The organism is Pseudomonas sp. NPDC096925 (assembly GCF_044762545.1).
In the GTDB taxonomy this organism is placed as follows: domain Bacteria; phylum Pseudomonadota; class Gammaproteobacteria; order Pseudomonadales; family Pseudomonadaceae; genus Aquipseudomonas.
Window position 1 is genome coordinate 50,212 of record NZ_JBIWEM010000001.1, and the last position, 23,166, is coordinate 73,377.

A 23,166-nucleotide genomic window follows, 5' to 3' on the forward strand; every position below is an offset into this window, starting at 1 on the left:
CTTTTGTAAGGCTTCGCTCAGAAACGCACCGGAAGTTCGTTGGGACGGCGCAGCACGGTGCCGTTGATCCAGGCCAGCGATTGCGGCGCGCGATCCAGCTGCATGTCGGGCAACTGTTCGATCAGCGTCTCGAGTACGATGCCGATTTCCAGCCGGGCCAGGGCCGGGCCCATGCAACTGTGGATGCCATGGCCGAACTGGATGTGTGCGGCCTTGTCCTCACGCAGTGGGTTGATCCGCAGCGGCTCGCTGAACACGGCCGGGTCGCGGTTGGCCAGGAACACATTGGCATACACGCAGGTGCCTGCCGGAATCTCACCACGGCTGGTACTCACTGCCTGAGTGGTGATGCGCGGGAAAGCCGACAGCTTGCCGATCGGGATAACCCGGATCAGCTCCTCGATCAGTGCCGGCAACTGCTCCCGGTTACGCTGGGCGTGCGTCCACAGCGCGGGGGCGCACAGAAGCGTGTAGACCGATTTGGTCATCACGCTCAGGGCGTTGTGATCGCCACCTAGCAGAATGCCCAGCAGCACGCCGACGAATTCCTCGTCGGTGAGTGGGTCGTCCATGCTCGCACGCTGGTCGACGTACTGCCGGATGAACCCGTCCGGTTCGGCGTGGCGGGTGCCACGCACGAAGTCCATCAGGTAATCGAAGCTAGCCTTGACCGCTACTTCGATACCCGGGATATCGTCCGGCGGCGCCGACTGGATGATCTGGCTCCAGGGGCGGAACAGTTCGCGGTCCTGCAGCGGGATCCCGAGGATGTGGCACACGGTGGAGGAAGTCAGGTCCTGTAACACCGAGGCGAACAAGTCCGGTGCCAGCTCGCCGTCACGCATGCGCTGGACGTTGCGCCGGGTGGTGGTTCGTACATGCTCGCGCAGGCTTTCCACCCCGCGCTTGCTGAAGGCTCGGGCCACAGTGGCACGCGAGCGCATGTGTGCCGGGTTGTCGAGGTTCAGCAGCAGCTCCGGCTGGGTCGGGCCTGGAAGGAAGGTCGGGCCACCTTCGACGTTGCACAGGGTGCGGCTGATACTCGGGTCGGCCAGGAAGCTACGGCAATCGTCGTAGCGGGTCAGGTGTGTGGCGACGTGGCCGCTTGGCAAACGGATCTGCTGCAGTGGCTGGTCGCTGTCGAGCACGTGGTAATAAGGCGCGGCATCCAGGTTGGGGATGTCCATCACAAAGGGGAAGCTGTGGGTCGTCATGTCGGGCCTGCCACGTGTCAACGGGATGGATAAAGCAGCGCGCGCACGGCGTCGCGCACTTCGAGGCTGTCCTGGAAGTGAATCGCCTGCCAGCCGGCGGCGCGGGCCGCCTCACAGTTCTCCTCGACGTCGTCGATCAGTACACAGCCGTGGTCGTCTACACCCAGCTCGCGGGCAGCCAGCGCGAAGATGCGTGGGTCGGGCTTGCGCAGGCCGACCTTGCACGAATCGATGATGCCGTCCGTGACGTCGTCCAGGCCGACCATGCGCCGCCACGACGTTTCCCACTCAACGGTATTGTTGGTGAGGATGGCCGCCTTTACCCCGGCCGCCTTGACCTCGTGGAACAGTTCGAACATGTGCGGGTTGACCTCATGGTCGGCAAACCACTGCTCGCCGTGGTTGTCGAAATCGCAGCGGCTGAGGTCGATGCCGGGATACAACTTGCGCAGCGCGGCGCTCATTGCCTGCCCCCATTCCACCTGGGTCATCAGGGCAAGCTCAATGGGGGCCTGGAACTGCACGCCCAGTGGACGTGCGACTTCGTGCATGGCCGCTTCCATCTGCTGGCGGTTGATGCCGGTCTTGCCTTCATAGACTCGGTACAACTCAGCGATAGAGGGGGAGAGTACGCCGCCGAAGTCGAACCAGATTGCCTGAGTAGTCATGGGTGTTGTCCTTGTCAGAGTGAAGTCGTCAGGGTGACGGGGGGAATCAGCAGGGTGTCGCGCAGCGACAAATGCGCCAGGCCAACCGAAAGGCCGACGCCAAAGCCACAAGCCACCAGGTTGTCCTGGCGCAGGCGTTCGGCATCCGGGCTGGCCGACAGTAGTACAGGGATCGATGACGGCCCGGTGTTGCCGATACCGTCCACATGCACCGGGATGCGAGCCGCGTCGATGCCAAGCTTTCGGCCGAGGTAATGCAGCATGAAGGCGTTGGCTTGGTGCAGCAGGAAGTACGGGATGCTGTCAGCCGGTAGCTGCAGCTCATGCAAGAAGGCATGCAGTGCGGCCGGAACCTGCTCCAAGGCGAAGTTCATCACCTGCGCACCGTCCATGAACAGGCTGCCAATTGCTGCGCTGGTGGTGCCTGGCTCGCGCTCTGCGGCCTGATACCGTAACGGTGTCCCCAGATGCCTGGCGCCGTTGCCGTCGGTGGAAAAAGCGAACGAGAAACTGTGTGGGCCAGCCTCTACCAGGGTGGCGCTGGCACCGTCGCCGAACACCATGCGCACATGATGGTCCTGTGGTTGTAACAGCTTGCTGATGACGTCGCTGGTGCACAGCAACACGCGTCGGCAGCTACCGCTGGCAACCAGCAGCGAGGCCTGGAACAGGCCATACACGTAGCCAGAGCAACCGAAATTGAGGTCGAACGCCGGGATGTCCCGGCGCAGGCCGAGTCGGGCTGCGAGTATTGCGCTGCTCGCCGGCATCAGTGCATCAGGTGTCTGGGTCACCAGCACGAGCGCATCGATGCTGTACGGGTCGACATCGGCGGTGTCAAACAGGCTGCGAGCCGCACCACAGGCGAGATCGGTAGTGGACAGCTCACCGGCGATTCGCACACTGCCGATGCCGGTGCTTTTGGCAATCCGCGCGGCTTCGCGCTCACCGAACAGCGCGGCGAAGTCATCGAGGGTGAGTTGACGATCCGGCAGCGCCGATGAAACCGCGCGGATCGAAAGGCCATGAAGGGTGCTGTTCATCGGAGTACCTCAGGCAGGTTCTGCGAGGCTGCTGGCGACCGCTTCGAACAGTTCACCGAGGGTGTTCAGTTCGTCCAGGATCTCCGGGTGCAGGGCAAGGCCGAACTGGTCATTGAGCACGCCAAGCAAGGTCACCTTGGTCAGCGAGTCCCAAGTGGCCAAAGGCTCAAGCAGGAGGTCATCGGCAAGTTTCGATTCGGGCAGTTCCAGAAGCCCGGCCAGCTCTTTTTTCAGGGCGAGTATGTCCATGCTGTATGTCTCCAGTTGGGTAAAGCCGATAGGGTGGGGGGCAGATGCGGTCAGAGCCCGCCGAGGTAGATCACCTGGCCGGTGATGAAGTCGCTCTGCGCCGACAGGAAAAAGTCGGTGACATGGCTGACGTCATCGAAGCTGCCCAAGCGCTTGATCGCCTGTTGCTGTAGCAATGCGTTCATCTTCGACGCAGGAATGGCGCGGGTCAGGTCGGTGTCGATCGGTGTCGGCCCAAGGGCATTGACCGTGATCCCGTAGCTGGCCAGCTCCTTGGCCATCACTGCGGTGAGGGTTTCAACAGCGGCTTTGGAGGCCGCGTACAGCGCTTCACCCTCGAGCTTGAGTGGCCTGGCCACCGTGGAGAAGTTGATGATGCGCCCGGCACCCTCACGCTTCATCAGCTTTGCCGCCTCGCGGCTAAGTAGAAAGGTACCGAGCAGGTTGGTGCGCACGATCTGTTCAGCGGTACTGTAGGGGGTGAGCAGCGAGTGGTTCATACTGGCGATGCCGGCGTTGTTGATCAGGTGATCCAGGCGTTGGTGCCGGCGGCGGATCTCGCTGACCATGGCTAGCACAGCGGCCTCGTCGGCCACGTCCAGGGCGAAGTGTTCGTACCCGGGATGGTCAAGATCGCTAGCCTGGCGGCTGCAACCAATGACCCGATGACCACGCGTCAGGTAGTGCTCGGCCAAGTGCCGACCGATACCTTTACGGGTGCCGGTGATGAGCGTGATCGGCTCAGCCATGTTCCACCTCGGCGCAACGCTTGCTGATGTAGTTGGCGAACGAACCGACGGTGGCGAACGGGCTGCGTACCGCCGACATGGCGCTGTCGTTGACCAGGGTCAGGCGCACATCAAGTTGCTGTTCGAGCAGTGCCTCGACTTCGACAACGATGGACACCAGGCTCATTGAGTCCAGCGCACCGCCATGCCCGTACAGCGCGGTTTTTTCGCCGGCGGCCAGGTCGATGGGGTGAGCCAGGCTCTGGTTTTCCAGACGGATGGCGGTGTAGAAAATTTCCAGGATACGGGACTTCATGGGACGCTCCTTGTGTCAGTCCATCATCGTGATGTAACGGTGCAGCAGCTGGTTTTCCTTCAGGTAGAAGTAGCGCGAGTCGATCACCGAGGTATCGAACTCGACCGTCGCGAGGGCCCGTCCTTGCTGGCGGAACTGCATGGCGACGGTGAAGCGGAAGTTGATCGGCCCGCTGCGCTTGAGGGTGACCGGAATGCACAGGATTTCTGTCGGTACCGGCAACAGGAAGTCGTTGTAATCGACCCGAATGCTGTTGGTGATGAAGTTGGCTTTGCCCCGGGCCGCGGGTGCGATGTAGAACTGTTCGGCGGTGGCGATCGACAGCTGTCGGGCGGCTTCCACGATCATCATTCCGGAGATGTGCTGGCCGGTGAGATGATCGCTGAGCTCGGCGTTGGCTTCATCGATCATCAGCGCCGCGCTGAAGGTGCCATTGCCGTTATCGACCACTTTCGAGATGGCAATATTGTGCCGTTCATGTTTATGCGTTGTGCTTCTGCAGGCACGAACGCTCAGCTGTTCCGGTACCAGGCTGACTTGCGGTTTATTTAGTGCGTACAAGTTTGAAAGTTGATCATCGCTGACGCCCTGGCCAATATGCAATGTCAGTGCGGCCTGTCCGGAACTTGCAAGGGCGTGGGCGGCATCTGCGGAAATGAACAGGTCATTGTTGCAGTGATTTTTTATACGGTTGCCAACCACGATGTAATGTTTGTTGTTGGCGGTTTTGTTATCGGTCTCAACAGCGCCTGCGGCAAACGGGCACAGTGAGGCGGGCAAAGCCTGAGCGAGCGCTTCCATGTTTTACCTCTGCAGTTAGTTAAATGATGATGGCGGTGTTTCAGGCAGCAAGTGCGTCCAGCAATATCTCTGACAATCGGTCTGTTTGGGTTTGGTAGAAGAAGTGACGGCCAGGCAGGCAATGTTCGGAAAAACGCCCGCTGCTATATTGGCGCCACGCCCGGACCTCTGCGAATGGAGCGAAACTGTCCTGGGCACCGGCTATGGCTGTCAGCGGTGTATTCAACTGCGGGCGAGGCCGATGGCAGTAGGTGCTCGCTGCACGGAAGTCGTTCCTGAGGTTGGGCAGCAGGTATTTACGTGCGGCCGGGTTGCTATACAAGTAGGGGGGAACGGTGCCGAACGTGGCAATAGAGTCGAGAAAATCGTCATCTTCATCGTGTACCCTGACGCCATGGCAGCTGAACAGATGCGGCGGGCGACAGGCCGCTACCACCAGTTCGGTGATGGCCCACGGCATGGCCGCTTGGCGCTGTGCGACTTCATATGCCACCAATGCGCCAAGGCTGTAGCCAAACAGCACGACCTGGGCTGGGCGTGACTTGTGAAGGTGCTCGATCACCTCATTGGCCATGTGTCCTACAGTAGTGGGTGACGGTGCGAGTGCGCCTTGATAACGGCCTGAATAATGAATGTCGATACAGTTGACGCCCGGCGAAAGAGTGCTTTGAAGCGCTTTGAATGCACGGCTGCTACCCCCGGCAAAGGGAATGAAGACAATACTTTTTTGAGTGTTGCATGCACGCATGTTCAAACCCGTCGATAATCATTCTATGGGCGGTATGCCAAGCAAGGCGGTGGCTGCCCTGATGGGCCTTTAATGTGCGAAATTATATTTCAGGATATTTCGTGGTATTTGAGCATTTTAGGCTGAAGACTCCGGACTATAAGTTGAATATGCCGGCGCGGCAGTACCCATTGGAGAACAGTGGATTGTGGTTTATTAGGGGGCAGTGCTGGCTGGGCAAAAAAAAACGCCACCGGGCAGGTGGCGTTTTTTTTGAAATCACTGGCTGGGTAACGTGCCGGTGTGTGGCCGTAACATCGTAAACAATGTAGCGCCGGCCCCGAGGGAGCAGGCCAGGCCGAATAGTAGCGGGCCTTTCCAGTGCCAGTGCTGCCAGAGCCAGCCGCCCATGGCGCTGCCCAGGGCGCCGCCACAGAAGTTGCACACCATGTACACAGTGTTCAGGCGACTGCGGTACTCCGCACTGAGGCTGAAGATCCTGCTCTGGTTGCACACTTGCCCCAGCTGCAGCGCGAAGCACAGCAAGTTGGCGCCGAGTAGCAGCACGCCCAGTTGCGGCCAGCTGATCAGCAGCGTGAAGGCGAGGCACGCCAGCACAATCGACAGGATGCTCATGGCTACCGTGCCGTAGCGGTCACACAGCTTGCCCGCCATGGGCGTGAGCAGGCCAGCCAGCGCGCCCCAGAAGCTGAAGATGCCAATGTCAGCGTTGCTCAGGCCCAGAGGCGATGCCTGCAATTTGAAGGCGATCACCGACCAGAATGCACTGAACGCAGCGAACAGGCTGGCGCCCAGCACGCACGACAAACGCAACAGGGGCTCGACGCGCAGCAGGCCGGCCATTGAGTACATGAGTTGCGCATAGCCGGGTGCACCGGTAGTGCGCGGGCGGGCGTCGATCAACCCGGGCAGGGCTAGCGCGCAAGCCAGCATACCGAGGGCGGCGCAGCGGTACACCGCCTGCCACCCGGCAAGCTCGCTAAGCAGCCCGGCCAACGAGCGCGACAGCAGGATCCCGGCCACCAGGCCGGTCTGCAGCAGGGCAAGGTTGCGGCTACGATGCTGGGCGCAGGACAGCCCAGCGACATAGGGCAACATCACCTGTGGAATGCAGGTGCCCATGCACACTAGCGCACTCAGCGTCGCCAGGCCTGCCAGGCTACTGGTAATGCTGGCCAGACCGAGCATCACTGCGGTCCAGACCAGCAGGGCTTGGCACAGTCGACGTGGATCGAGGCGATCACCCAAGGGCACAATCAACAGCATTCCTAGCGCATAACCAAGCTGTGAAGCTGTGGCTATCCAGCTGACTTCACCCGTGCCCACTTGCAACGCTGTGGCGAGTAACGGCAGAAGGGCCTGATTGAAGTACACGTTTGCCACCGACAGGCCACAGACCACCGCCAGGCCGACGAGGGCGAGCACAGGGATCCCGTTGTTGCGTGTAATCGCCATGCCGTCGTCAGCCCCGCACCGAATCGGAGGCTGGCCGGCTGCTGTGAGGCGCTTTGGCATGCCTTGCCTGCTCGTCGTGCCCAAGCAAGAAGAACGCCGCACCAGCCGACAACACGGTGAACCCGATCAGCACCAGCACCAAGGTGCCGAAGCCGTCCAGATACGCGGCCTGCAGCAGCATGGGGTCAACGCCCTGAACCTGGCCCAGGTCGCCCATCACCAGGCGCTGCGCCAGTTCGCTGTAATCGCCGGCAGGCAGTACGCGCCCGAGACTGTTCCCTACCAACGCGGTGAGCAGGGCGATGGTGATCGCCAGGGCGACACCTTCGCCCGCTACCCGGGTGGTGTTGAAGATGCCGGCGGCCATGCCTGCTTGCTCTTTGGGAATCACGCTAACCGCCAGCCCGTCCATCAGGCCCCAAGGGAAACCGGTGCCGATACCAATCACCAGCATTGCCAGCACCAGTTGCTGGTAATCGCCAATAGCGGCATGGGCCAACAGGTACAACCCCGCGGCCGCCACCAGGAAGCCTGCAGCCGACAGCACGCCAGCACTTACCCAGCGGGTCAACCAGGCGGCCAGCAGCGGGACCACCAGCATCGGCGCCGACAGTGCCAGCATGATCAGGCCGCTGTGCATCGGGGCGATGCCTTCTACGCCGATCAAGCGAAACGGAAGCAGTACGATCAGCACGATGTAGCAATAACAGGTGCCGATCGGCAGAATCTGCACCCCGACAAAGCGCGGGTATTTCAGCAGGCTCAGCTCAAGCATCGGCTGCCTGGCACGCAGCTCGATGGTCACGAACGCCAGCAGGCTCAGTGCCGCGCCGCCGAACAGGCCCAGGATCAGCGGGGAGCGCCAGCCGGCCTGCGGCCCCAGGATGATCGCAGTGGTAAACAGTGCGAGCATGCTCGAGAAGGCAAGCACACCGGGCAGGTCCAGCTTGGGCGCTTCGGGGTTGAAACTTTCGCGCATCCGTGACAACGCCGCCAGCAGCGAGATCGCAGCAAGGACCGCGGTGCTGACGAAGATCGAGCGCCAGCCGAACTGTTCGATCAGCAGGCCGCTGACCATCGGCCCGAACGCCAGGCCCAGCCCGAACGTGGTGCCAAGCAGGCTGAACGCGCGCGTGCGGGCCTGGTCCTCGAACTCTTGGGCCAAGGCGGCGGAACCGCTGGCCAGGGCAGCGGCGGCGGCAACGCCTTGCACCGCCCGCAAGGCATCAAGCCAGACGATGCTGTAGACGCTCGCCAGCAGGATGCTGACGATGACGAACAGGGCCAGGCCCAGCGTGAACAGGCGCTTTCGCCCGTAAATGTCCGACAGGGTTCCGGCTGCCATCAGCAGGCTGCCGAAACTGAGCATGAAGGCGTTGGTGATCCAGGTAAGCGAGGACGGCTCGGCATCGAAGGCCTTGCCGATGGCCGGCGTGGCCACGGCGCCACCGGTGAAACTCAGCGGCAGCACCAGGGCGGCCAGGCAGATGGCTGCCAGAACATAGTAACGGCCCGCGTGCGGGGTGTGATCAGTAGCCTGATCCATTGCGCTATCCCTCCTGTTGTAGCACCGTGTGCGTTAAATCTATAGTGGCCGCAATGCTGGATAAACAGGCTGGAACTCCACTCATAATGGACAAAAGGGAAGTAATGCCATGGAAAGCCTGAACGGCATCCTCGCCTTCGTGAAAACCGCCGAGTCGTTGAGCTTCGTCAGCGCGGCGCGGGCGATGGGTATTTCCGCATCGGCGGTCGGCAAGAACGTTGCCCGCCTGGAGAGTTCGTTGAAGGTGCGGCTGTTCCAGCGCAGTACGCGCAAGGTCAGCCTGACGGCGGAAGGCCAGCTGTTCTATGAGCGCTGCCGGCGCATCCTCGACGACCTGCAGGATGCGGAGGCCATGCTGTCCCATGCGATACAGGCCCCGCGTGGTCGCTTGCGGGTCAGCCTCCCGACCATCGGCTACCGTTTTCTGCTGCCGTTGATGCCGGCTTTTCGCAAGGCATACCCTGAAATCGAACTGGAAATGGACTTCAACGACCACCTGGTCGACCTGATCGACGATGGCTTCGATGTGGTGATCCGCAGTGGTGGGCTAGCCGATTCAAAATTGATGTCGCGCAAGCTCGGGCCGTTCCGCTTTGTCCTGTGCGCAGCGCCTACCTACCTGGCACGCAAGGGGCGGCCCCAGACGCTAGCCGACCTGGAGCGACACGACTGCCTGCGCTATCGCTTCGTCACGACCGGCAAGATCATGGACTGGAGCCTCGGCGCCGATCCCGAGATTACCCAGTTGCGCTTACCCACGGTGCTGACGCTGAACAACATGGAGGCAATGCTGATGGCTGCGGTGGACGGCCATGGCATCGCCTACATGCCGGACTTTCTGGTACGTGAATCGGTCAGGACTGGCGCACTGGAAAGCCTGCTTGATGCGCATACCTCCGACCAGGGCCAGTTCTGGGCGCTGTGGCAATCGAGCCGCCACCTGTCGCCGAAGATCCGTGTGTTCGTCGACTTCATCGCCGAGCGTTTGTTCAAGGCGTAAATTGCCCGGCGCCTCCAACGATCTTCACAACACATAACTCATTGAGTTGGCAGTGACCTAGTGGGAGCGGGCGTGTCGAGGCGTCGAACCGCCGCGAACACCGGCGCAGCCGGTGCCAGGCACCGCGTTGGATTCTTCGCGGGCACGCCCGCTCCCACACGGTACGCGGACCGCTTGCGAGCGCTTCACAAATGAAGCAACCCCAACGCCCCGATCAAGGCAGGCGGCATTACCAGCGCCCCCAGGCGCAGGAAGTCCAAGGCACCGACGTGTTCGCCTTCACGGCGAACGGCAACCAGCCAGAGCAATGTGGCCAGGGAGCCGGTAATCGACAGGTTCGGCCCGAGGTCGACGCCAATCAGCAGCGCCGCAGTGGTTCTCGCGGGTAAATCGACAATATGGCCAACGGAGCCTGCGATCAGGCCGGTCGGCAGGTTGTTCATCAGGTTACCGGCGATAGCCGCGACCACGCCGGCGCCCCAGCTCGCCTGGTGCTCGGAGCTGCGTGCCAGCGCGGCCAAGCCATGGGCCAGGTGCTCGATCACACCCGTCTGTGCCACCGCTTCCACCAGCACGAACAGGCCCGCCACCAACGGCAGTACGCCCCATGCCACGCCTTTGAGCACCGGCATCGGGTTGCGCCGTTGGCGCAGGTGGATCAGCCCGGCCGTAGCGATGCCGGCGCAGAAGGTGGGTAAGCCGAGCTGCCGGTCCAGGGCGGAGGTCAGCAGCAACAGTACACCTGTCAGCACGATACCCAGCGCGCACAAACGTGCACCGCTGGACAGCGGTTGCACGTCGATGGCCGTCGCCAGGGGCTGGCGTATCTGCTTGCGCTGGGCCAGCCGCAGCACCAGGTAGGTCAGGCCGATGGCGGCCAGCGATGGCAAGGTGAATTGCCGCAGCCACTCCAGCAACGGCGGCATCTGGCTGCCGAACACTACCAGGTTGGCCGGGTTGGAAATGGGCAGCACAAAACTGGCGGCATTGGCGATGAAGGCACAGATGAACAGATAGGGCAGCGGCTCGGCCTTGGCCGCCCTGCAGGCGGCGTACACCGCTGGGGTCAGCACCACAGCCGTGGCATCGTTGGAGAGGAACACCGTTACCAGTACCCCCACCAGGAATACCAGGTCGAACAGGCGCTGGCCGGAGCCCCGGGCATGCTGCACCGCGTACATGGCCAGCCAGTCGAACAGCCCTTCCTGGCGTGCCAGTTCGGCCAGCACCATCATACCGATCAGAAACAAGTACACATCGCCACCCTCGGCGACAGCGGCGAGGGCTGTGTGCAGTGGCACCAGGCCAAACACGGTCAGCAACAAAGCGGCGCCAACCGCCCAGATATACTCCGGCACCCGCCAGGGGCGCAGGATTACCCCGCCGGTCGCCACGGCGGCGACGGTCCAGATGAGCGAGGATGGATCAAATACGGGCATGCAGTTTACTCAGGTGAATGAATGACTTGGCGCGGCATGGCCGTGCCGGCCTTTGGGGGGGGGCGTGCAGCACGCTAGATCTTGTCAAAGTGATTGGGCTGAGCTGACTGTTGCCGACTTGGATGTCCCTTGCGAAGGCCTGTCTGATAGGTGAGTAGTCCGAGTGCAGCCACGATACCCAGAACGACGAAGGCTGCGCCATAGCCGAAATGTTGCGCGATCCAACCGGCGAGTGCGTGGCTCATGGCCGCGCCTATCCCCTGGAGCGTCATCACTGCACCAAGCCCTGCATTGACGTGCCCGGTGCCGCGCAGGATGCAAGCGACAAGCCCAGGCAAGGCGACCCCCAGTAGACCCGCCCCGATGCCGTCAAGGGCCTGTACCGGAATCAGTGCCCACGGCGACTCCCAGAAACCGGCGATCAGCCCTCGCAAGGGCAAGGCCAACAGGGCGGTAATGATCAGTGCCCGATAGCCGTGCCGAGAGGCATACCTCCCGGCCCAAAGTGCCACAGGAATCATCACCAGCTGCGCCACGATGACGGTCGATGCCGTGAAGGCGCTGGGGTCGGCCAGCCCACGCGTGACGACCGACTGCGCCAGCAAGGGCAGCATCGCGGCATTGCCCAGGTGGAACAGCAGCATGGTGACCGCGAGCAGGCACAGCTCGCGCGAGTCCGTCAAAACCCGCACCAGGGAAGGCGAGGGACTGCTGCCTTGCGCAGGCTGGTTGCCGGTGAGGTCACTACCGCGGGCCCGCTCATGGTTGATGTCCCGTGGGTTGATCCTGCGCAAGCATGCAAGGGCTGCGCATGCCATCAGGGCCATCAGCACGAAGACGGCTGACAGCCCCCAGCGGTAGCCTGCCAGCCCGGCCAATGCAGCCGCGACCACGTTGCCGGCATGGTTCCAGGCCTCGTTGATGCCGAGCTGCCGAGACAAGTCTCGCTGATCAACGATGCCCAAGGTGATGCCCATGATGCCGGCACCCATCAACGCGCCCACAGCACCCGTCACCACCTGGGAGGCGACGACGACGCCGAACGATGGCGCCGTCCATAGCGCTGCCGTGGCGAGCATGAGTGCAAGGGTGCCGCTTGCCAGAACAAGTCGCTTGTGGCGCGAAGCGTCGATCCAGGCGCCCATCGGCGTGGTCGCCAGCATGCCTGCGATGCCGCCGGCGGCCATCACGTAGCCGATGTCATCGGCGCGCCAGCCCTGGCTGGCCAGAAACACGCCGAGGAAGGGGCCCAGGCCATCACGGACGTCGGCCAGGAAGAAGTTGAGGCCGGACAGCCAGCGTCGTGAGCTGGCATGCGCCGGGGGTATGGAAGGTGTTGCCGGGTGCATAGCGGCATTCCCTTATGGCGCGCGGTCGTAGAGCGGCTGCAGGGTGGATAACGTGGTGCCCATGCTGACCGCTTCCAAAGCGGTGCCAAACGCATTGCGCGTGCCCAGCCCGGAGGCCGCGAACGGTGCCCCCGTCTGCACGGAAAGACGCAGGCTCTCTGGCGGGAAACGAACGATGCTGCCATCGCTCAGGATGACGCCGTTGGCCTCGCCCCGTGGGCCAGTGAGCACGGTGTCCACATGGCCTTCCACCTGCTGGGGCTGCAGACGCTGGGCGCGCAGGTGTGGCGGCAGCACTCGGCCTTGGCCAACCGGCGGCGGTTGGTCGTACACGGTGCGCCCGCTGTCGGCGTGGATGATGGCGTCGGCCTTGACCGTGCCTCGTGTCTCCGCCCGCCCGATGATGCGAACGGCGTCCCCCACCTTGACCGTGGCCGTGAGCGCATCGGCCATGTGCGGTGGAAACCTGGCAATGGTTCCGTCGCTCAGGCGCAGGCCGTCGACCTCACCGTAGGGATTGATGAGCATGCGCTGAACCTGGCCTTCCACCGGGTACTGGCCCGTCAGGCCGGGTGCGTCGGCCCCTTGATGTGGTATTGCAGGCAGAGAGGAGGGCGGATCGGCGGGCGCGGCCTGTGCGCTGAGGCTACACAGGCCGAATGCCAACGCAACAGACGTGGCGATGAAATACCTGGACATTGGAGAAGCTCCTTGGGTCGGGAAAGCACCCAACCTGCAGGGCAAGCGCCATGCCAAATAATATTTCCAATAAAATCAAATAGTTATGAAATTTACAGGCGATGTGCCGTCCGATCTCGTGACGCCAGGGTGTCACGAGATCGGACACTGGTTTGCGTGCGAAGGGGTTAGTCCAGATTGAACTCGGCCAGCTTGCGGTAGAGCTGCTGGCGAGACAGGCCGAGGCGCCGCGCCGCCTCTGCGCGGTTGCCTGCCGTCGCAGCCAGGGCGCGCACGATCATTTCGCGCTCCAGGCGGGCAACGGCCTGTGCCATGGGGCCTTCCCAGTCGATGTCCAGGCCCGGGGTGAGCGCAGCCGCAGGCTGTAACCCGATGTGTTCGACATCGATGACCGGGCCGTGGCTGAGGATGGCCGCGCGCTCCATGGCGTTACGCAGTTCGCGCACGTTGCCAGGCCAGGGATGGGCCAGCAGTAAGCGGGCTGCCGCCGCGCTCAAGCGCTTGGGCGAGTCGCCGCCCAGCAGGCGTAGAAAGTGTTCGGCCAGCAGCAGCACGTCGCCCAGGCGCTCACGCAGCGGCGGCAGCCACAGGGGCACTACCTGCAGGCGGTACCACAGGTCTTCGCGGAAGCGCCCCTCTTTGACCGCGCTGGGCAGGTCCCGGTGGGTGGCCACGATGATGCGCACGTTCACCGGCTGGACGCGGTTGGCGCCCACGGGGGTGATCTCGCGTTCCTGCAGCACCCGCAGGATCTTCGCCTGCGTGGCCAGCGGCATATCGCCTATTTCGTCGAGGAACAGGGTGCCGCCATCGGCCTCACGAAAGCGCCCGATACGGTCGTTGACGGCACCGGTGAACGCACCTTTGACATGCCCGAACAGCTCGCTTTCCATCAGGTCGGCCGGGATCGCGGCGCAGTTCACTGCAACGAAGGGGCCGCTGGCTCTGCCGCTGTTGCGATGCAGGGCCCGCGCCACCAGTTCCTTGCCGGTGCCCGTCTCGCCGAGGATCAAGGCGGTGGCATCGGAGTTCGCGGCCAGCCCGATGCGCTTGAAGACCTGGCGCATGGCCTCGCTGCTGCTGACCAGTTCGGTGCCATCCACGGGCTCTCTTGTGGCAGGTGATGCCCCGGCCGCCTGGGGCCTGTCCGGGGTGTGGGCTGCTCGCCGCAGGGCCCGTTCGAGCGTTTCGAGCAGGGCGGCCCTGGTCACGGGCTTGGTCAGATGGTCGAACGCGCCCAGGCTCATCGCCTCGATGGTGTTGCCGCCGCTCGCATAGGCGGTGAGCATGATGCAGGGCACCTGCGAGATGCGCGCCGCGCGGCGCAGGAACACCAGGCCATCCTCGCCCGGCAGGCGCAGATCGACGATGGCCACATCCACGTCCTCGGTGCGCAGTCGGTGCAGGCCTGCATCGGTGGTTTCAGCCTGCAGCACCGCATGCCCCAGGTCTTGCAGCATTTCTGCAAGGCTGTCGCGGAACGCGGCGTCATCGTCGACGATCAGGATTCGGGCCACGGTAGCTCCATTTCTATACGCGTTCCCTTGGTCGACTTGGCGAGACCGACCCGCCCGCCGTGCCCCTGCACGATCTCGCGCACCAGCGCCAGTCCCAGGCCGGTACCTCCAGCGCGGTTGGTGGCGAACGGTTCGAACAGTGTATCGCGCAAGTCGGCCGGAATGCCGCAGCCATCGTCCGCCACCCACAACAGCAATGCGCCACGGCGCGTGCGATGCGCACCAAGTTCGATTTCACCGCGTTCTTCCGTGTGCGCCAGCGCATTGAGCAACAGGTTGTCAAAGACCCGCGCCATTTGTGCTGGGTCGAACAGCGCAACCTCCTTCGCGCTGGCGGTCAGCCCCGGTTCAACTGCCAGTGTGATTCGTACCCCTTTATTTTGCGCCGCTTCGGCGTGGGCATTGCGCCGCTCCTCCAGCCATGCCTGCAGGTCAACCGCCTGGCGCTCGGCGTGGAACGGTTGGGTCAACGCCAACAGGCTCGACACCAGCGTCTCCAGGCGTGCCGTTTGCGACAGTACCGCCTCCAGGGCGCCAGCCACACGTGCTTCGCGCCGGTCGGCCGGGGCAGCCATCGCGTTTTCCACCTTCATGCGCATCGTGCCCAAAGGGTTGCGGATTTCGTGCGCGAGCCCGGCGGAAACACGCCCCAACGTGGCCAGGCGTTCGGACTGGGCCAGTTGCTTGCGCAGATGGGCGGACTGGCGCTGCCAACGCGAAATCATCCAACCCAGCCATGCGCCGGAGACCACGACCAGCGCCAGCAGCAGGCTCACCGCGAGGATCAAGGTGTTGACTGTTTCTGTGGCCAAAAGCGGCACGCGCATCAGGGTCCAGGCGATCAGCTGCCGGTCAGCGGTTTCCACAGGGCATGCGGCGAAAGCCACGGCTTCGCGTAAACCCGGTCGCACGTCTGCCACGAGGCTTGCGGAATCCTGCGCGCGTTGGGCCGTGGAGGCAATGCGCTCCAACTCGGCACTCGGCGGATCGCGCTTGATTCCCGTGCCGTCGTAGGTTGGGAACGCGTAGGCCACCACGCCCGCATCCGCTCGCCAGAAGCCGCCCTCCATGCCCGGCTGATCGCGCAGTGCCAAATCAAGCACCGCCTGCGCTGCAGCTGGGGTCATGAGATAGGGTTGATCTTGCGCAGACGGAAGTTGCTGGCGAACGCGTGCTGCACCTGCCTGCAGCGCCTGGCAACTGGTCGAGGTAAGTTGGCGCGCCTGCGCAATCTGCGGGCCGGCGCCTTGGCGGCTGATGACCAGCAGCAGCCATCCCAGCACCAGCGCAACGGCGGCAATGGAAAGCCACAGAATCAGCAGATCACGTCGAACGGAGGGTTGCAGCGACAGGTCAGGTTTCCTTTGATGTGGCGCACCGCTGGTCAATCGGGGGGCGTTCTGATGGCAACCTTGCCAGATGGGAAATCGCCGTGCAAGGACACGGTCAGTTGAATTAGCGGGGACTCTGTGGGAGCGGCTTTAGCCGCGAACACCGGCGCAGCCGGTGCCAGGCAACGCGTTGGATTCTTCGCGGCTAAAGCCGCTCCCACAGGGTACGCGTACCGCTTCCATTTGCCTTTGTGTGGTCTTTTCGCCTCAGCAGGCGATACTTCTGTGTATTGCAGGCGTGTTCCTGGTGGCGCGCGCCGCTGGGAGGTGTCACGTGAACAAACTGACAATCGTGGGTGCCGGCATGGTCGGCGAGGCGGCGGCGCAGATCATTGCTCGGGAAGAGTTGTGCCGAGAGCTGGTGTTGATGGATGTGCAGGGCGAGATGGCGCAAGGCAAGGCGCTGGACGTGTGGCAGGCGGCAGTCGAGTCGGGGTCCGATACCCGGGTTTACGGCGGGGCCAAGGCTGAAATGCTGCAGGGCTCCGAGCTGGTGGTCATCACCGCAGGGGTGCCGCGCAAGCCTGGGCAGTCGCGGCAGGATGTACTCAGTACCAACCTGCCCATCCTCGACGGCATCATGGCCGACATCAAACACCATGCGCCAACCGCGACGGTGCTGGTGGTGTCCAACCCGGTCGATGTGCTCACCTATCGCGCCTGGAGCCTGAGCGGGCAGGGGCGCAACAAGGTGTTCGGCCAGGCGGGTGTGCTGGATACCGCACGCATGAAGTGCTTCATCGCCGAGCAGACCGGGTTTTCCGCCCGGGATATCACGGCGCTGGTACTGGGCGGGCATGGCGACAGCATGGTGCCGCTGATGCGCTACTGCCAGATCGGTTCGGTGCCGCTGTCACACTTCCTGTCCAGTGAACAGATCGAGCAGATCGTGGAGCGCACGCGCAAGGGCGGTGGCGAGATTCTGGGGTTGAAGAAGCTGGGCAGCGCCTGCGATGCGCCGGGCGTGGCGATTGCGCAGATGGTCGATGCGATCGCCAACGGGCGAAACCGCATCTTGCCGGCGGTGGCGATTCTGCAGGGCGAGTACGGGCGCACGGATATCGCCATGGGGGTGCCCTGCGTACTGGCAGAAGAGGGGCTGGCGCGGGTAATCGAGTTGCCGCTGGATGCGCAGGAGCAGGCGATGTTCGATCAATCGGCTGATCAGGTGGCGCGGGATATTGCTGAAATGAAGGCGCTGTAACGCTGAGGGAGCGGCTTTAGCCGCGAAGAATCCAGCGCGGTGCCTGGCACCGGCTGCGCCGGTGTTCGCGGCTAACGCCGCTCCCACAGTGTCCCTGCCAACCCAGCGTGGCCCCTAGCGCTGATAAGCCTTGCCAAAATGCCGCTCCAGCCGCGCCTGCACCAGCTCCAGCAAGATCGACAGCACCCAGTAGATCACTGCCGCCGTGGTCAGCATCTCCAGGTACCGATAGCTCGACCGCCCGTACGACTGCGCCAGGAACATCACCTCCCACACCCCCATCACCGATATCAGCGATGAGTCCTTCAGCATCGAGATGAACTGGTTGGCGGTAGGCGGAATGATCACCCGCATGGCCTGGGGCAGGACGATATGCCAGAAAATCTGCGGCGTGCGCATGCCCAGCGCCAGCGCTGCTTCACGTTGCCCGCGCGCGACGCCAAGAATGCCGGCCCGGAAGATTTCGCTCAGGTAGGCCCCGTAGTTCAGCGACAGGGCAATGATGCCGGCGCTGATGGCGCCCGGTACCAGGCCCAGCTGCGGTAGCCCCAGGTAGATCAGCAGAATCTGGATCAGCAGCGGCGTGCCACGGAAGAACGAGGTGTAGAAGCTGGCGACACCCACCAGCACTGCGCTGTTCGACAACCGCGCCAGCGCGGCGGCAAAGCCGAACAGCACCGATACCACCATCGAGCACAGGCACAGGAACAGGGTCAGCGCTGCGCCTTGCAGAAAGCCGTTGGGCCCCAGCTTGAAACCGGCGAGGTTGGGAAACTTCTCCAGGATGATCGAAAACTTCAGGTCGAAGCTGAGGAAAAACGCGACGAACAGGCCGAACAGCGCCAGCCAGGTCAGCAGCAGCCGGGTGCGAAAGCCGAACAGGCCGGCGCCCGTGGGCTTGACCACGGGCTTGGGGGATGGGGGAAAGGTGCTCATTTGCTGATATCGGCGCCAATCCATTTCTGCGACAGCTTGGCCAGGGTGCCATCGGCCTTCAACTCGGCAAACACCTGGCGCACCTTGGCATCCCACTCAGGGTCGCCTTTCTCGATGGCCACCGAGTTCGGCTCTTCATACAGCGGGGCGCCGGCCAGCTTGAAGCGTTTGTCCTGGTCCAGGCGCGGCTGTGCGGTCACCAGGTTGGTAAGGATGGCATCCAGGCGTACGCCGGCGCCCAGGCCCAGGTCCTGGAAGGCAACGTTGTCGGTGTCGTAAGGCGCGATCTGCACGAACTCGAAGGGGTATTCGAGCTTCTTGTCTTCGTTGCCTTCGATCACCAGGTTCTTGTTCAGGTAGCTCTCGTAGCTCGATGCACTGGTCAAACCCACCTTGCGGCCTTCCAGGTCCTTGGCCCCATGGATGCGCTCATCCTTGGCGTTGACCACGATCACCGCAGGCGATGCGTAGTACTCCACCGGGAAGTCGAACACTTCGGCGCGGGCCTTGCTCGGGGTCATCGAGCAGATGCAGATGTCGTAGCGACCGCTCCAGCGGCCAGCGGCGATCACGTCCCACGAAGGGGTTTCCAGGCGCAGCTTGACGCCCAGCTTGTCCGCCACGGCCTTGGCCACATCCACGTCGAAACCGTCCAGCTGGTTCTGGTCATTGAGGAAGGAAAACGGCGGGTAGCTTTCCATCAGGACGTTGACCAGTTCCTTGCGCGATTCAACCCGCTCCAGCGTGGCACCGGCAAAGGCCTGGGAAGCAGTTGCGAGCAGCACAAGGCCCGCACCGAGCACAGTAGAAAATCGCATGGACATACCTGAAATGTTGGCCAATTATAGGAGGCTGTATTTAATAGTTATAAGTGTCACCCACATAGTGAATTTTATTCATAAGCACCTTTAGAGTAGTTATATGAAACAGCGAGCAATGGTAATTCTCGACGGTGGCATGGGCCGTGAACTGCAGCGCAGCGGGGCGCCGTTCCGTCAGCCCGAGTGGTCGGCGTTGGCGCTGAGCGAGGCGCCGGAAGCGGTGGTTGGCGTGCACGCAGCGTTCATCGCTGCCGGTGCCCAGGTCATTACCAGCAACAGCTATGCGGTGGTGCCGTTTCACATCGGCGAAGAGCGTTTTGCCAAGGAAGGGCGACAACTGGCCAATATCGCCGGCCAGCTGGCGCGGCATGCCGCCGATGCCGGTGCGCACCCGGTCAGGGTGGCAGGCTCGCTGCCGCCGCTGTTCGGCTCGTATCGTCCGGACCTGTTCCAGCCCGAGCGTGTCGAGGAGGTGCTGACCCCCTTGCTGCAAGGCCTGGCCCCGCATGTCGACCTGTGGCTGGCGGAAACCCAGAGCTCGGTTGCCGAGGTGCGGGCCATCCACGGCCACTTGCCTGCAGACGGCAGGCCGTTCTGGGTGTCGTTCACCTTGCAGGACGAAGAGGTCGACGAGGTGCCACGCCTGCGTTCCGGCGAGCCGGTGGCCGATGCCATCGAAGCCGTGGTCGGCCTGGGGGTGGCGGCCGTGCTGTTCAACTGCAGCCAGCCCGAGGTCATTGGTGCTGCACTGGAGGTAGCGCGCTCGGTCATCGAGCGACACAACGCCGACATCGCCATCGGCGCCTATGCCAACGCCTTCCCGCCGCAACCGAAGGAAGCCACCGCCAACGACGGCCTGGATGAGCTGCGCGAAGACCTGGACCCGCCGGGTTACCTGGCATGGGCCAACGACTGGCGCGCGCGGGGTGCCAGCATGATCGGCGGCTGCTGTGGCATCGGCCCGGAGCATATTGCCGAGCTGAAACGCAACCTGGCGTGAAGCCGGCAGGGTGCCGGGCGGCTTCCGCGCCCGCTCGGCATCCAGCCATTAAAAAAAACGTTACTCAGACCCGGATTCCATCGTTTTTCAGTCCCCCCGCCATGCCCCTATAGTCCGCTGAAAGCCGATGCTGAATCGGTGTACAAAACTCAGCGGTGCGGGAACCGGATATGAACAACAACGAAAAAAGCGTGGGCAATGCAGCGGTCGGTATCGGTACACGAGTGGTGTGGAGCGGGGAGCAGGTCCAGCACCCGTACAACGCTACCCAGACCCCGATCGTGGTCAGTGCCGCCTACGGCTACAACGACATCGATGCCTGGTACGACGTGGCGCAGGGCAAGTTGCCGGGCTACATCTACAGCCGCATGAGCAACCCGACAGTCACCACGCTGGAAGCGAAGCTGTGCGAGCTGGAGCAGTCCGAGTCGGCGGTGGCATTCAGCAGCGGCATGGCTGCCATCAGTGCCGTGCTGCACACGTTCCTCTCAAGCGGCAAGCGAGTGGTATCGACCCGCGACAGTTACGGCGGCACCAACAAGATTTTCGAAGAGTTCCTGCCGCGCATGGGCGTGCAGGTCTGCCTGTGTGACACCCTCGACACCGAGGCGCTGGAGCGCGAGATCGCCGCAGGTTGCGACCTGCTGTATCTGGAAACCCCAACCAACCCCACCCTGAAGGTACTGGATATCCAGCGCCTGAGCGCTGCCGCCCGGCAGGCCGGCGCCGTGGTAGTGGCCGACAACACCTTCGCTACCCCGCTGAACCAGAACCCGCTGGCCCTGGGCGTGGACGTGGTAGTGCACAGCGCGACCAAGTTCCTGTCCGGGCACGGTGACGTGCTGGGCGGGGTGGTGTGCGGTGCCGAGTCGTTGATGGCGCAGGTACGCCACTACCGTGAGATCAACGGTGCGGCGCTGGACCCGTTTTCCGCCTACCTGATCATCCGTGGTATCAAGACCTTGGCCCTGCGCGTGCGTCAGCAGCAGGCCAGTGCCCAGGCCCTGGCGCATTACCTGACCACCGAGCCGCTGGTTGAAGCGGTCAACTACCCCGGGTTGCCCCAGCACGCCGGCCATGCGATCGCCAAGGCGCAGATGCGTGGCTTCGGCGCCATCGTCAGCTTCGTGCTCAAGGGCGGCATGCCCACCGTAGCGCGGCTGCTGCCGCGCCTGAAGTACGCCCATCGGGCGGGCAACCTGGGCGCGGTAGAAACCATCTACGGCCCGGCACGCACCACCAGCCATGTGGAAAACACCCTCGAAGAACGACTGGCCCTGGGCATTTCCGAAGGGCTGGTGCGCATTTCGGTGGGCATCGAGGACACCGAGGACCTGCTGGCAGACCTGGCACAGGCCTGTGCATCGGTGCGTCAGGAGTTGGCCGCAGCAAAGGAACTGCACGGTGACGAAGACGCCTGCCTGGCCGAAGCACAGGCCTGAGGCAGGCGCGTAGCACCCGCTCCTTGCGGTGGGTGCCACTTCATGAAGTCGAACAAAAACAATATGCAAGGCAATTCGCTTCGCTCTGCCAAGACGAGGTCGTTGCAACGTCCTTGCCCGCCAACTTTCATGAGTAAACCACAATGTCCCTGCAGACAACGACAACGAGAAATGCTTCGGCGCACAGCTTCAAGCAGGATATGCAAACCCGCCATATCGTCATGCTGGCGCTGGGTGGTGTCATCGGTACCGGCCTGTTCCTGACGTCGGGCTACACCGTCAACCAGGCGGGCCCGCTGGGGGCGGTCATCGCCTATATCCTCGGCGCGATCATGGTCTACCTGGTGATGATGTGCCTGGGCGAACTGGCAGTACACATGCCGGAAGTCGGCTCGTTCAGCAGTTACGCCACGCGCTACCTCGGGCCGGGTACAGGCTACATGGTGGCCTGGATGTACTGGCTGACCTGGACCGTGGCCATCGGCTCGGAATTCACCGCCGCCGGTATCCTGATGGTGCGCTGGTTCCCCGATACGCCGGTGTGGATATGGAGTGCGCTGTTCGGGTTTGCGGTGTTCATCAGCAATATCATTTCGGTGCGGTCGTTTGCCGAAACCGAATTCTGGCTGTCACTGATCAAGGTGCTGGCGGTGATTGCCTTCCTGGTGGTGGGCGGTGGCGCGATCCTGGGCGTTTTCGAAATTACCCAGGCGCACAGTGTCGGGCTGGGCAACTTCACCCGCGAAGGGCTGTTCCCTACGGGCTTCTGGTCGATCGCCATGACCCTGCTGGCGGTGGCCTTCGCGTTCTCGGGCACCGAGTTGATCGGCATCGCCGCTGGCGAAACCCGTGACCCGGAAAAGAACGTACCCAAGGCCATCCGCACCACGGTCCTGCGCCTGGCGCTGTTCTTCGTCGGCACCATCTTTGTATTGGCTACCTTGTTGCCGCGTGAACAGGCCGGTGTGGTTGAAAGCCCGTTCGTGATGGTCTTTGCCATGATCGGTATCCCCTATGCGGCGGACATCATGAACTTCGTCATCATCACTGCGCTGCTGTCGGCGGCCAACTCCGGGCTTTATGCTGCGGCGCGCATGCTGTGGACCCTCAGCGACCAAGGCAACATGCCCCGCCGGTATGCGGCACTGTCGCGTCGTGGCACGCCGTTCAATGCCATCGTCCTGAGCATGGCGGGTGGCATGGCTTCGCTGCTCAGCAGTGTGTTTGCCCCCGACACCATCTACCTGGCGCTGGTGTCCATTTCCGGGTTGGCGGTGGTGGTGGTGTGGATCAGCATCGCGGCCAGCCAGATGGCTTTCCGTCGCCATTACATCGCCAATGGCGGCAAGCTCGAAGACCTGAAGTTCAGGGTGCGCGGCTACCCGTTCGTGCCGCTGGCCGCCATCTTCTGCTGCGTACTGGCCTGCGTCGGCATTGCCTTCGACCCCGCCCAGCGCGTTGCCCTGTACTTCGGCTTGCCCTTCATTGCCTGGTGCTACCTGGCCTATTGGCTGACGTGCAAGTTCCGCCGCCGCCAAGCAGGCCCGCTGGAAGTCGTCGCGCCAGGTTCCGAGGCCGCCAGAGCAGGGTGATACTAGGC

At 63.1% G+C, this 23,166-nt stretch carries 22 protein-coding genes; 5 read left to right on the forward strand and 17 right to left on the reverse strand.

The window, feature by feature from the left end; all coding sequences use genetic code 11:
* Positions 1 to 17 precede the first annotated feature (17 nt).
* From ACIQYU_RS00285 to ACIQYU_RS00330, 10 genes are all read right to left on the reverse strand, one after another.
* Positions 18 to 1,214, reverse strand: a complete 1,197-nt coding sequence (locus ACIQYU_RS00285) for a cytochrome P450 (RefSeq protein WP_233693816.1) — start codon at positions 1,212 to 1,214, stop codon at positions 18 to 20.
* Positions 1,215 to 1,231: 17 nt separating this feature from the next.
* Positions 1,232 to 1,882: an HAD family phosphatase gene (locus ACIQYU_RS00290; protein ID WP_264209754.1), complete on the reverse strand. Its 651-nt coding sequence runs from the start codon at positions 1,880 to 1,882 to the stop codon at positions 1,232 to 1,234.
* A gap of 14 nt (positions 1,883 to 1,896) precedes the next feature.
* Complete coding sequence (locus tag ACIQYU_RS00295; RefSeq protein WP_085626694.1) at positions 1,897 to 2,925, reverse strand: ketoacyl-ACP synthase III; 1,029 nt, start codon at positions 2,923 to 2,925, stop codon at positions 1,897 to 1,899.
* A gap of 9 nt (positions 2,926 to 2,934) precedes the next feature.
* Complete coding sequence (locus ACIQYU_RS00300) at positions 2,935 to 3,174, reverse strand: acyl carrier protein (protein ID WP_085626693.1); 240 nt, start codon at positions 3,172 to 3,174, stop codon at positions 2,935 to 2,937.
* 50 nt (positions 3,175 to 3,224) lie between these two features.
* Complete coding sequence (locus ACIQYU_RS00305; RefSeq protein ID WP_085626692.1) at positions 3,225 to 3,923, reverse strand: SDR family NAD(P)-dependent oxidoreductase; 699 nt, start codon at positions 3,921 to 3,923, stop codon at positions 3,225 to 3,227.
* Positions 3,916 to 4,218, reverse strand: coding sequence for a hypothetical protein (locus ACIQYU_RS00310; protein ID WP_402797705.1), 303 nt, complete (start codon positions 4,216 to 4,218; stop codon positions 3,916 to 3,918). The genes ACIQYU_RS00305 and ACIQYU_RS00310 overlap by 8 nt, the downstream gene beginning before the upstream one ends.
* Positions 4,219 to 4,233: 15 nt before the next feature.
* Positions 4,234 to 5,019 (reverse strand): AfsA-related hotdog domain-containing protein, encoded by a 786-nt coding sequence (locus ACIQYU_RS00315; RefSeq protein WP_207835615.1) that lies wholly within the window; start codon positions 5,017 to 5,019, stop codon positions 4,234 to 4,236.
* Positions 5,020 to 5,059: 40 nt separating this feature from the next.
* On the reverse strand, positions 5,060 to 5,767 hold the full coding sequence (locus ACIQYU_RS00320) for a thioesterase II family protein (protein WP_402797709.1): 708 nt from the start codon (positions 5,765 to 5,767) through the stop codon (positions 5,060 to 5,062).
* A 258-nt stretch (positions 5,768 to 6,025) separates the two neighbouring features.
* Positions 6,026 to 7,282 (reverse strand): MFS transporter, encoded by a 1,257-nt coding sequence (locus ACIQYU_RS00325; protein ID WP_402797712.1) that lies wholly within the window; start codon positions 7,280 to 7,282, stop codon positions 6,026 to 6,028.
* Positions 7,230 to 8,768 (reverse strand): MFS transporter, encoded by a 1,539-nt coding sequence (locus ACIQYU_RS00330; RefSeq protein WP_402797716.1) that lies wholly within the window; start codon positions 8,766 to 8,768, stop codon positions 7,230 to 7,232. The genes ACIQYU_RS00325 and ACIQYU_RS00330 overlap by 53 nt, the downstream gene beginning before the upstream one ends.
* A gap of 109 nt (positions 8,769 to 8,877) precedes the next feature.
* Here ACIQYU_RS00330 and ACIQYU_RS00335 point away from each other — a divergent pair, with 109 nt between their 5' ends.
* Positions 8,878 to 9,768, forward strand: a complete 891-nt coding sequence (locus tag ACIQYU_RS00335; RefSeq protein WP_015268872.1) for a LysR substrate-binding domain-containing protein — start codon at positions 8,878 to 8,880, stop codon at positions 9,766 to 9,768.
* A gap of 185 nt (positions 9,769 to 9,953) precedes the next feature.
* Here ACIQYU_RS00335 and ACIQYU_RS00340 read toward each other — a convergent pair whose 3' ends face one another.
* From ACIQYU_RS00340 to ACIQYU_RS00360, 5 genes are all read right to left on the reverse strand, one after another.
* A complete protein-coding gene (locus ACIQYU_RS00340; RefSeq protein ID WP_233688100.1) occupies positions 9,954 to 11,207 on the reverse strand; it encodes an arsenic transporter in 1,254 nt (417 codons plus the stop codon).
* 74 nt (positions 11,208 to 11,281) lie between these two features.
* Complete coding sequence (locus ACIQYU_RS00345; RefSeq protein WP_402797721.1) at positions 11,282 to 12,556, reverse strand: MFS transporter; 1,275 nt, start codon at positions 12,554 to 12,556, stop codon at positions 11,282 to 11,284.
* A 12-nt stretch (positions 12,557 to 12,568) separates the two neighbouring features.
* A complete protein-coding gene (locus ACIQYU_RS00350) occupies positions 12,569 to 13,084 on the reverse strand; it encodes a hypothetical protein (protein WP_333956738.1) in 516 nt (171 codons plus the stop codon).
* A gap of 338 nt (positions 13,085 to 13,422) precedes the next feature.
* On the reverse strand, positions 13,423 to 14,772 hold the full coding sequence (locus ACIQYU_RS00355) for a sigma-54 dependent transcriptional regulator (protein ID WP_207835630.1): 1,350 nt from the start codon (positions 14,770 to 14,772) through the stop codon (positions 13,423 to 13,425).
* Positions 14,757 to 16,160, reverse strand: coding sequence for a PAS domain-containing sensor histidine kinase (locus tag ACIQYU_RS00360; protein WP_233688096.1), 1,404 nt, complete (start codon positions 16,158 to 16,160; stop codon positions 14,757 to 14,759). The genes ACIQYU_RS00355 and ACIQYU_RS00360 overlap by 16 nt, the downstream gene beginning before the upstream one ends.
* A 277-nt stretch (positions 16,161 to 16,437) precedes the next feature.
* On the opposite strand from ACIQYU_RS00360, the gene ACIQYU_RS00365 reads away from it, so the two are divergent.
* Positions 16,438 to 17,367, forward strand: coding sequence for a malate dehydrogenase (locus tag ACIQYU_RS00365; protein WP_207835632.1), 930 nt, complete (start codon positions 16,438 to 16,440; stop codon positions 17,365 to 17,367).
* A gap of 114 nt (positions 17,368 to 17,481) precedes the next feature.
* On the opposite strand, the gene ACIQYU_RS00370 is transcribed toward ACIQYU_RS00365, so the two are convergent.
* Both ACIQYU_RS00370 and ACIQYU_RS00375 read right to left on the reverse strand, forming a co-directional pair.
* Positions 17,482 to 18,303 carry an amino acid ABC transporter permease gene (locus tag ACIQYU_RS00370; protein ID WP_063911168.1) on the reverse strand — a complete coding sequence of 274 codons (822 nt, stop codon included), beginning with the start codon at positions 18,301 to 18,303 and terminating at the stop codon, positions 17,482 to 17,484.
* The gene (locus tag ACIQYU_RS00375; protein ID WP_207835648.1) at positions 18,300 to 19,121 is read right to left on the reverse strand and encodes an ABC transporter substrate-binding protein; all 822 of its coding nucleotides are present in this window, start codon (positions 19,119 to 19,121) and stop codon (positions 18,300 to 18,302) included. The genes ACIQYU_RS00370 and ACIQYU_RS00375 overlap by 4 nt, the downstream gene beginning before the upstream one ends.
* Positions 19,122 to 19,239: 118 nt before the next feature.
* Between ACIQYU_RS00375 and ACIQYU_RS00380 the strand changes: the two genes are divergently transcribed.
* The 3 genes from ACIQYU_RS00380 (at position 19,240) to ACIQYU_RS00390 (ending at position 23,158) form a co-directional block, all read left to right on the forward strand.
* The gene (locus ACIQYU_RS00380) at positions 19,240 to 20,124 is read left to right on the forward strand and encodes a homocysteine S-methyltransferase family protein (protein WP_172827477.1); all 885 of its coding nucleotides are present in this window, start codon (positions 19,240 to 19,242) and stop codon (positions 20,122 to 20,124) included.
* 170 nt (positions 20,125 to 20,294) lie between these two features.
* The gene (locus ACIQYU_RS00385) at positions 20,295 to 21,566 is read left to right on the forward strand and encodes a cystathionine gamma-synthase family protein (RefSeq protein ID WP_233688095.1); all 1,272 of its coding nucleotides are present in this window, start codon (positions 20,295 to 20,297) and stop codon (positions 21,564 to 21,566) included.
* Positions 21,567 to 21,709: 143 nt separating this feature from the next.
* Positions 21,710 to 23,158 carry an amino acid permease gene (locus tag ACIQYU_RS00390; protein ID WP_063911172.1) on the forward strand — a complete coding sequence of 483 codons (1,449 nt, stop codon included), beginning with the start codon at positions 21,710 to 21,712 and terminating at the stop codon, positions 23,156 to 23,158.
* The last annotated feature ends 8 nt before the right edge of the window (positions 23,159 to 23,166 follow it).

Excerpts from the sequence above, each read along its gene's own strand:
- ACIQYU_RS00315 (WP_207835615.1), bottom strand. The coding sequence starts at position 5,019 with ATGGAAGCGCTCGCTCAGGCTTTGCCCGCCTCACTGTGCCCGTTTGCC.
- ACIQYU_RS00350 (WP_333956738.1), bottom strand. The coding sequence starts at position 13,084 with ATGCTCATCAATCCCTACGGTGAGGTCGACGGCCTGCGCCTGAGCGAC.
- ACIQYU_RS00385 (WP_233688095.1), top strand. The coding sequence starts at position 20,295 with ATGAACAACAACGAAAAAAGCGTGGGCAATGCAGCGGTCGGTATCGGT.
- ACIQYU_RS00390 (WP_063911172.1), top strand. The coding sequence starts at position 21,710 with ATGTCCCTGCAGACAACGACAACGAGAAATGCTTCGGCGCACAGCTTC.
- ACIQYU_RS00335 (WP_015268872.1), top strand. The coding sequence starts at position 8,878 with ATGGAAAGCCTGAACGGCATCCTCGCCTTCGTGAAAACCGCCGAGTCG.
- ACIQYU_RS00340 (WP_233688100.1), bottom strand. The coding sequence starts at position 11,207 with ATGCCCGTATTTGATCCATCCTCGCTCATCTGGACCGTCGCCGCCGTG.
- ACIQYU_RS00375 (WP_207835648.1), bottom strand. The coding sequence starts at position 19,121 with ATGCGATTTTCTACTGTGCTCGGTGCGGGCCTTGTGCTGCTCGCAACT.
- ACIQYU_RS00345 (WP_402797721.1), bottom strand. The coding sequence starts at position 12,556 with ATGCACCCGGCAACACCTTCCATACCCCCGGCGCATGCCAGCTCACGA.
- ACIQYU_RS00330 (WP_402797716.1), bottom strand. The coding sequence starts at position 8,768 with ATGGATCAGGCTACTGATCACACCCCGCACGCGGGCCGTTACTATGTT.
- ACIQYU_RS00380 (WP_172827477.1), top strand. The coding sequence starts at position 19,240 with ATGGTAATTCTCGACGGTGGCATGGGCCGTGAACTGCAGCGCAGCGGG.
- ACIQYU_RS00370 (WP_063911168.1), bottom strand. The coding sequence starts at position 18,303 with ATGAGCACCTTTCCCCCATCCCCCAAGCCCGTGGTCAAGCCCACGGGC.
- ACIQYU_RS00310 (WP_402797705.1), bottom strand. The coding sequence starts at position 4,218 with ATGAAGTCCCGTATCCTGGAAATTTTCTACACCGCCATCCGTCTGGAA.
- ACIQYU_RS00290 (WP_264209754.1), bottom strand. The coding sequence starts at position 1,882 with ATGACTACTCAGGCAATCTGGTTCGACTTCGGCGGCGTACTCTCCCCC.
- ACIQYU_RS00300 (WP_085626693.1), bottom strand. The coding sequence starts at position 3,174 with ATGGACATACTCGCCCTGAAAAAAGAGCTGGCCGGGCTTCTGGAACTG.
- ACIQYU_RS00320 (WP_402797709.1), bottom strand. The coding sequence starts at position 5,767 with ATGCGTGCATGCAACACTCAAAAAAGTATTGTCTTCATTCCCTTTGCC.
- ACIQYU_RS00305 (WP_085626692.1), bottom strand. The coding sequence starts at position 3,923 with ATGGCTGAGCCGATCACGCTCATCACCGGCACCCGTAAAGGTATCGGT.
- ACIQYU_RS00285 (WP_233693816.1), bottom strand. The coding sequence starts at position 1,214 with ATGACGACCCACAGCTTCCCCTTTGTGATGGACATCCCCAACCTGGAT.
- ACIQYU_RS00325 (WP_402797712.1), bottom strand. The coding sequence starts at position 7,282 with ATGCCAAAGCGCCTCACAGCAGCCGGCCAGCCTCCGATTCGGTGCGGG.
- ACIQYU_RS00295 (WP_085626694.1), bottom strand. The coding sequence starts at position 2,925 with ATGAACAGCACCCTTCATGGCCTTTCGATCCGCGCGGTTTCATCGGCG.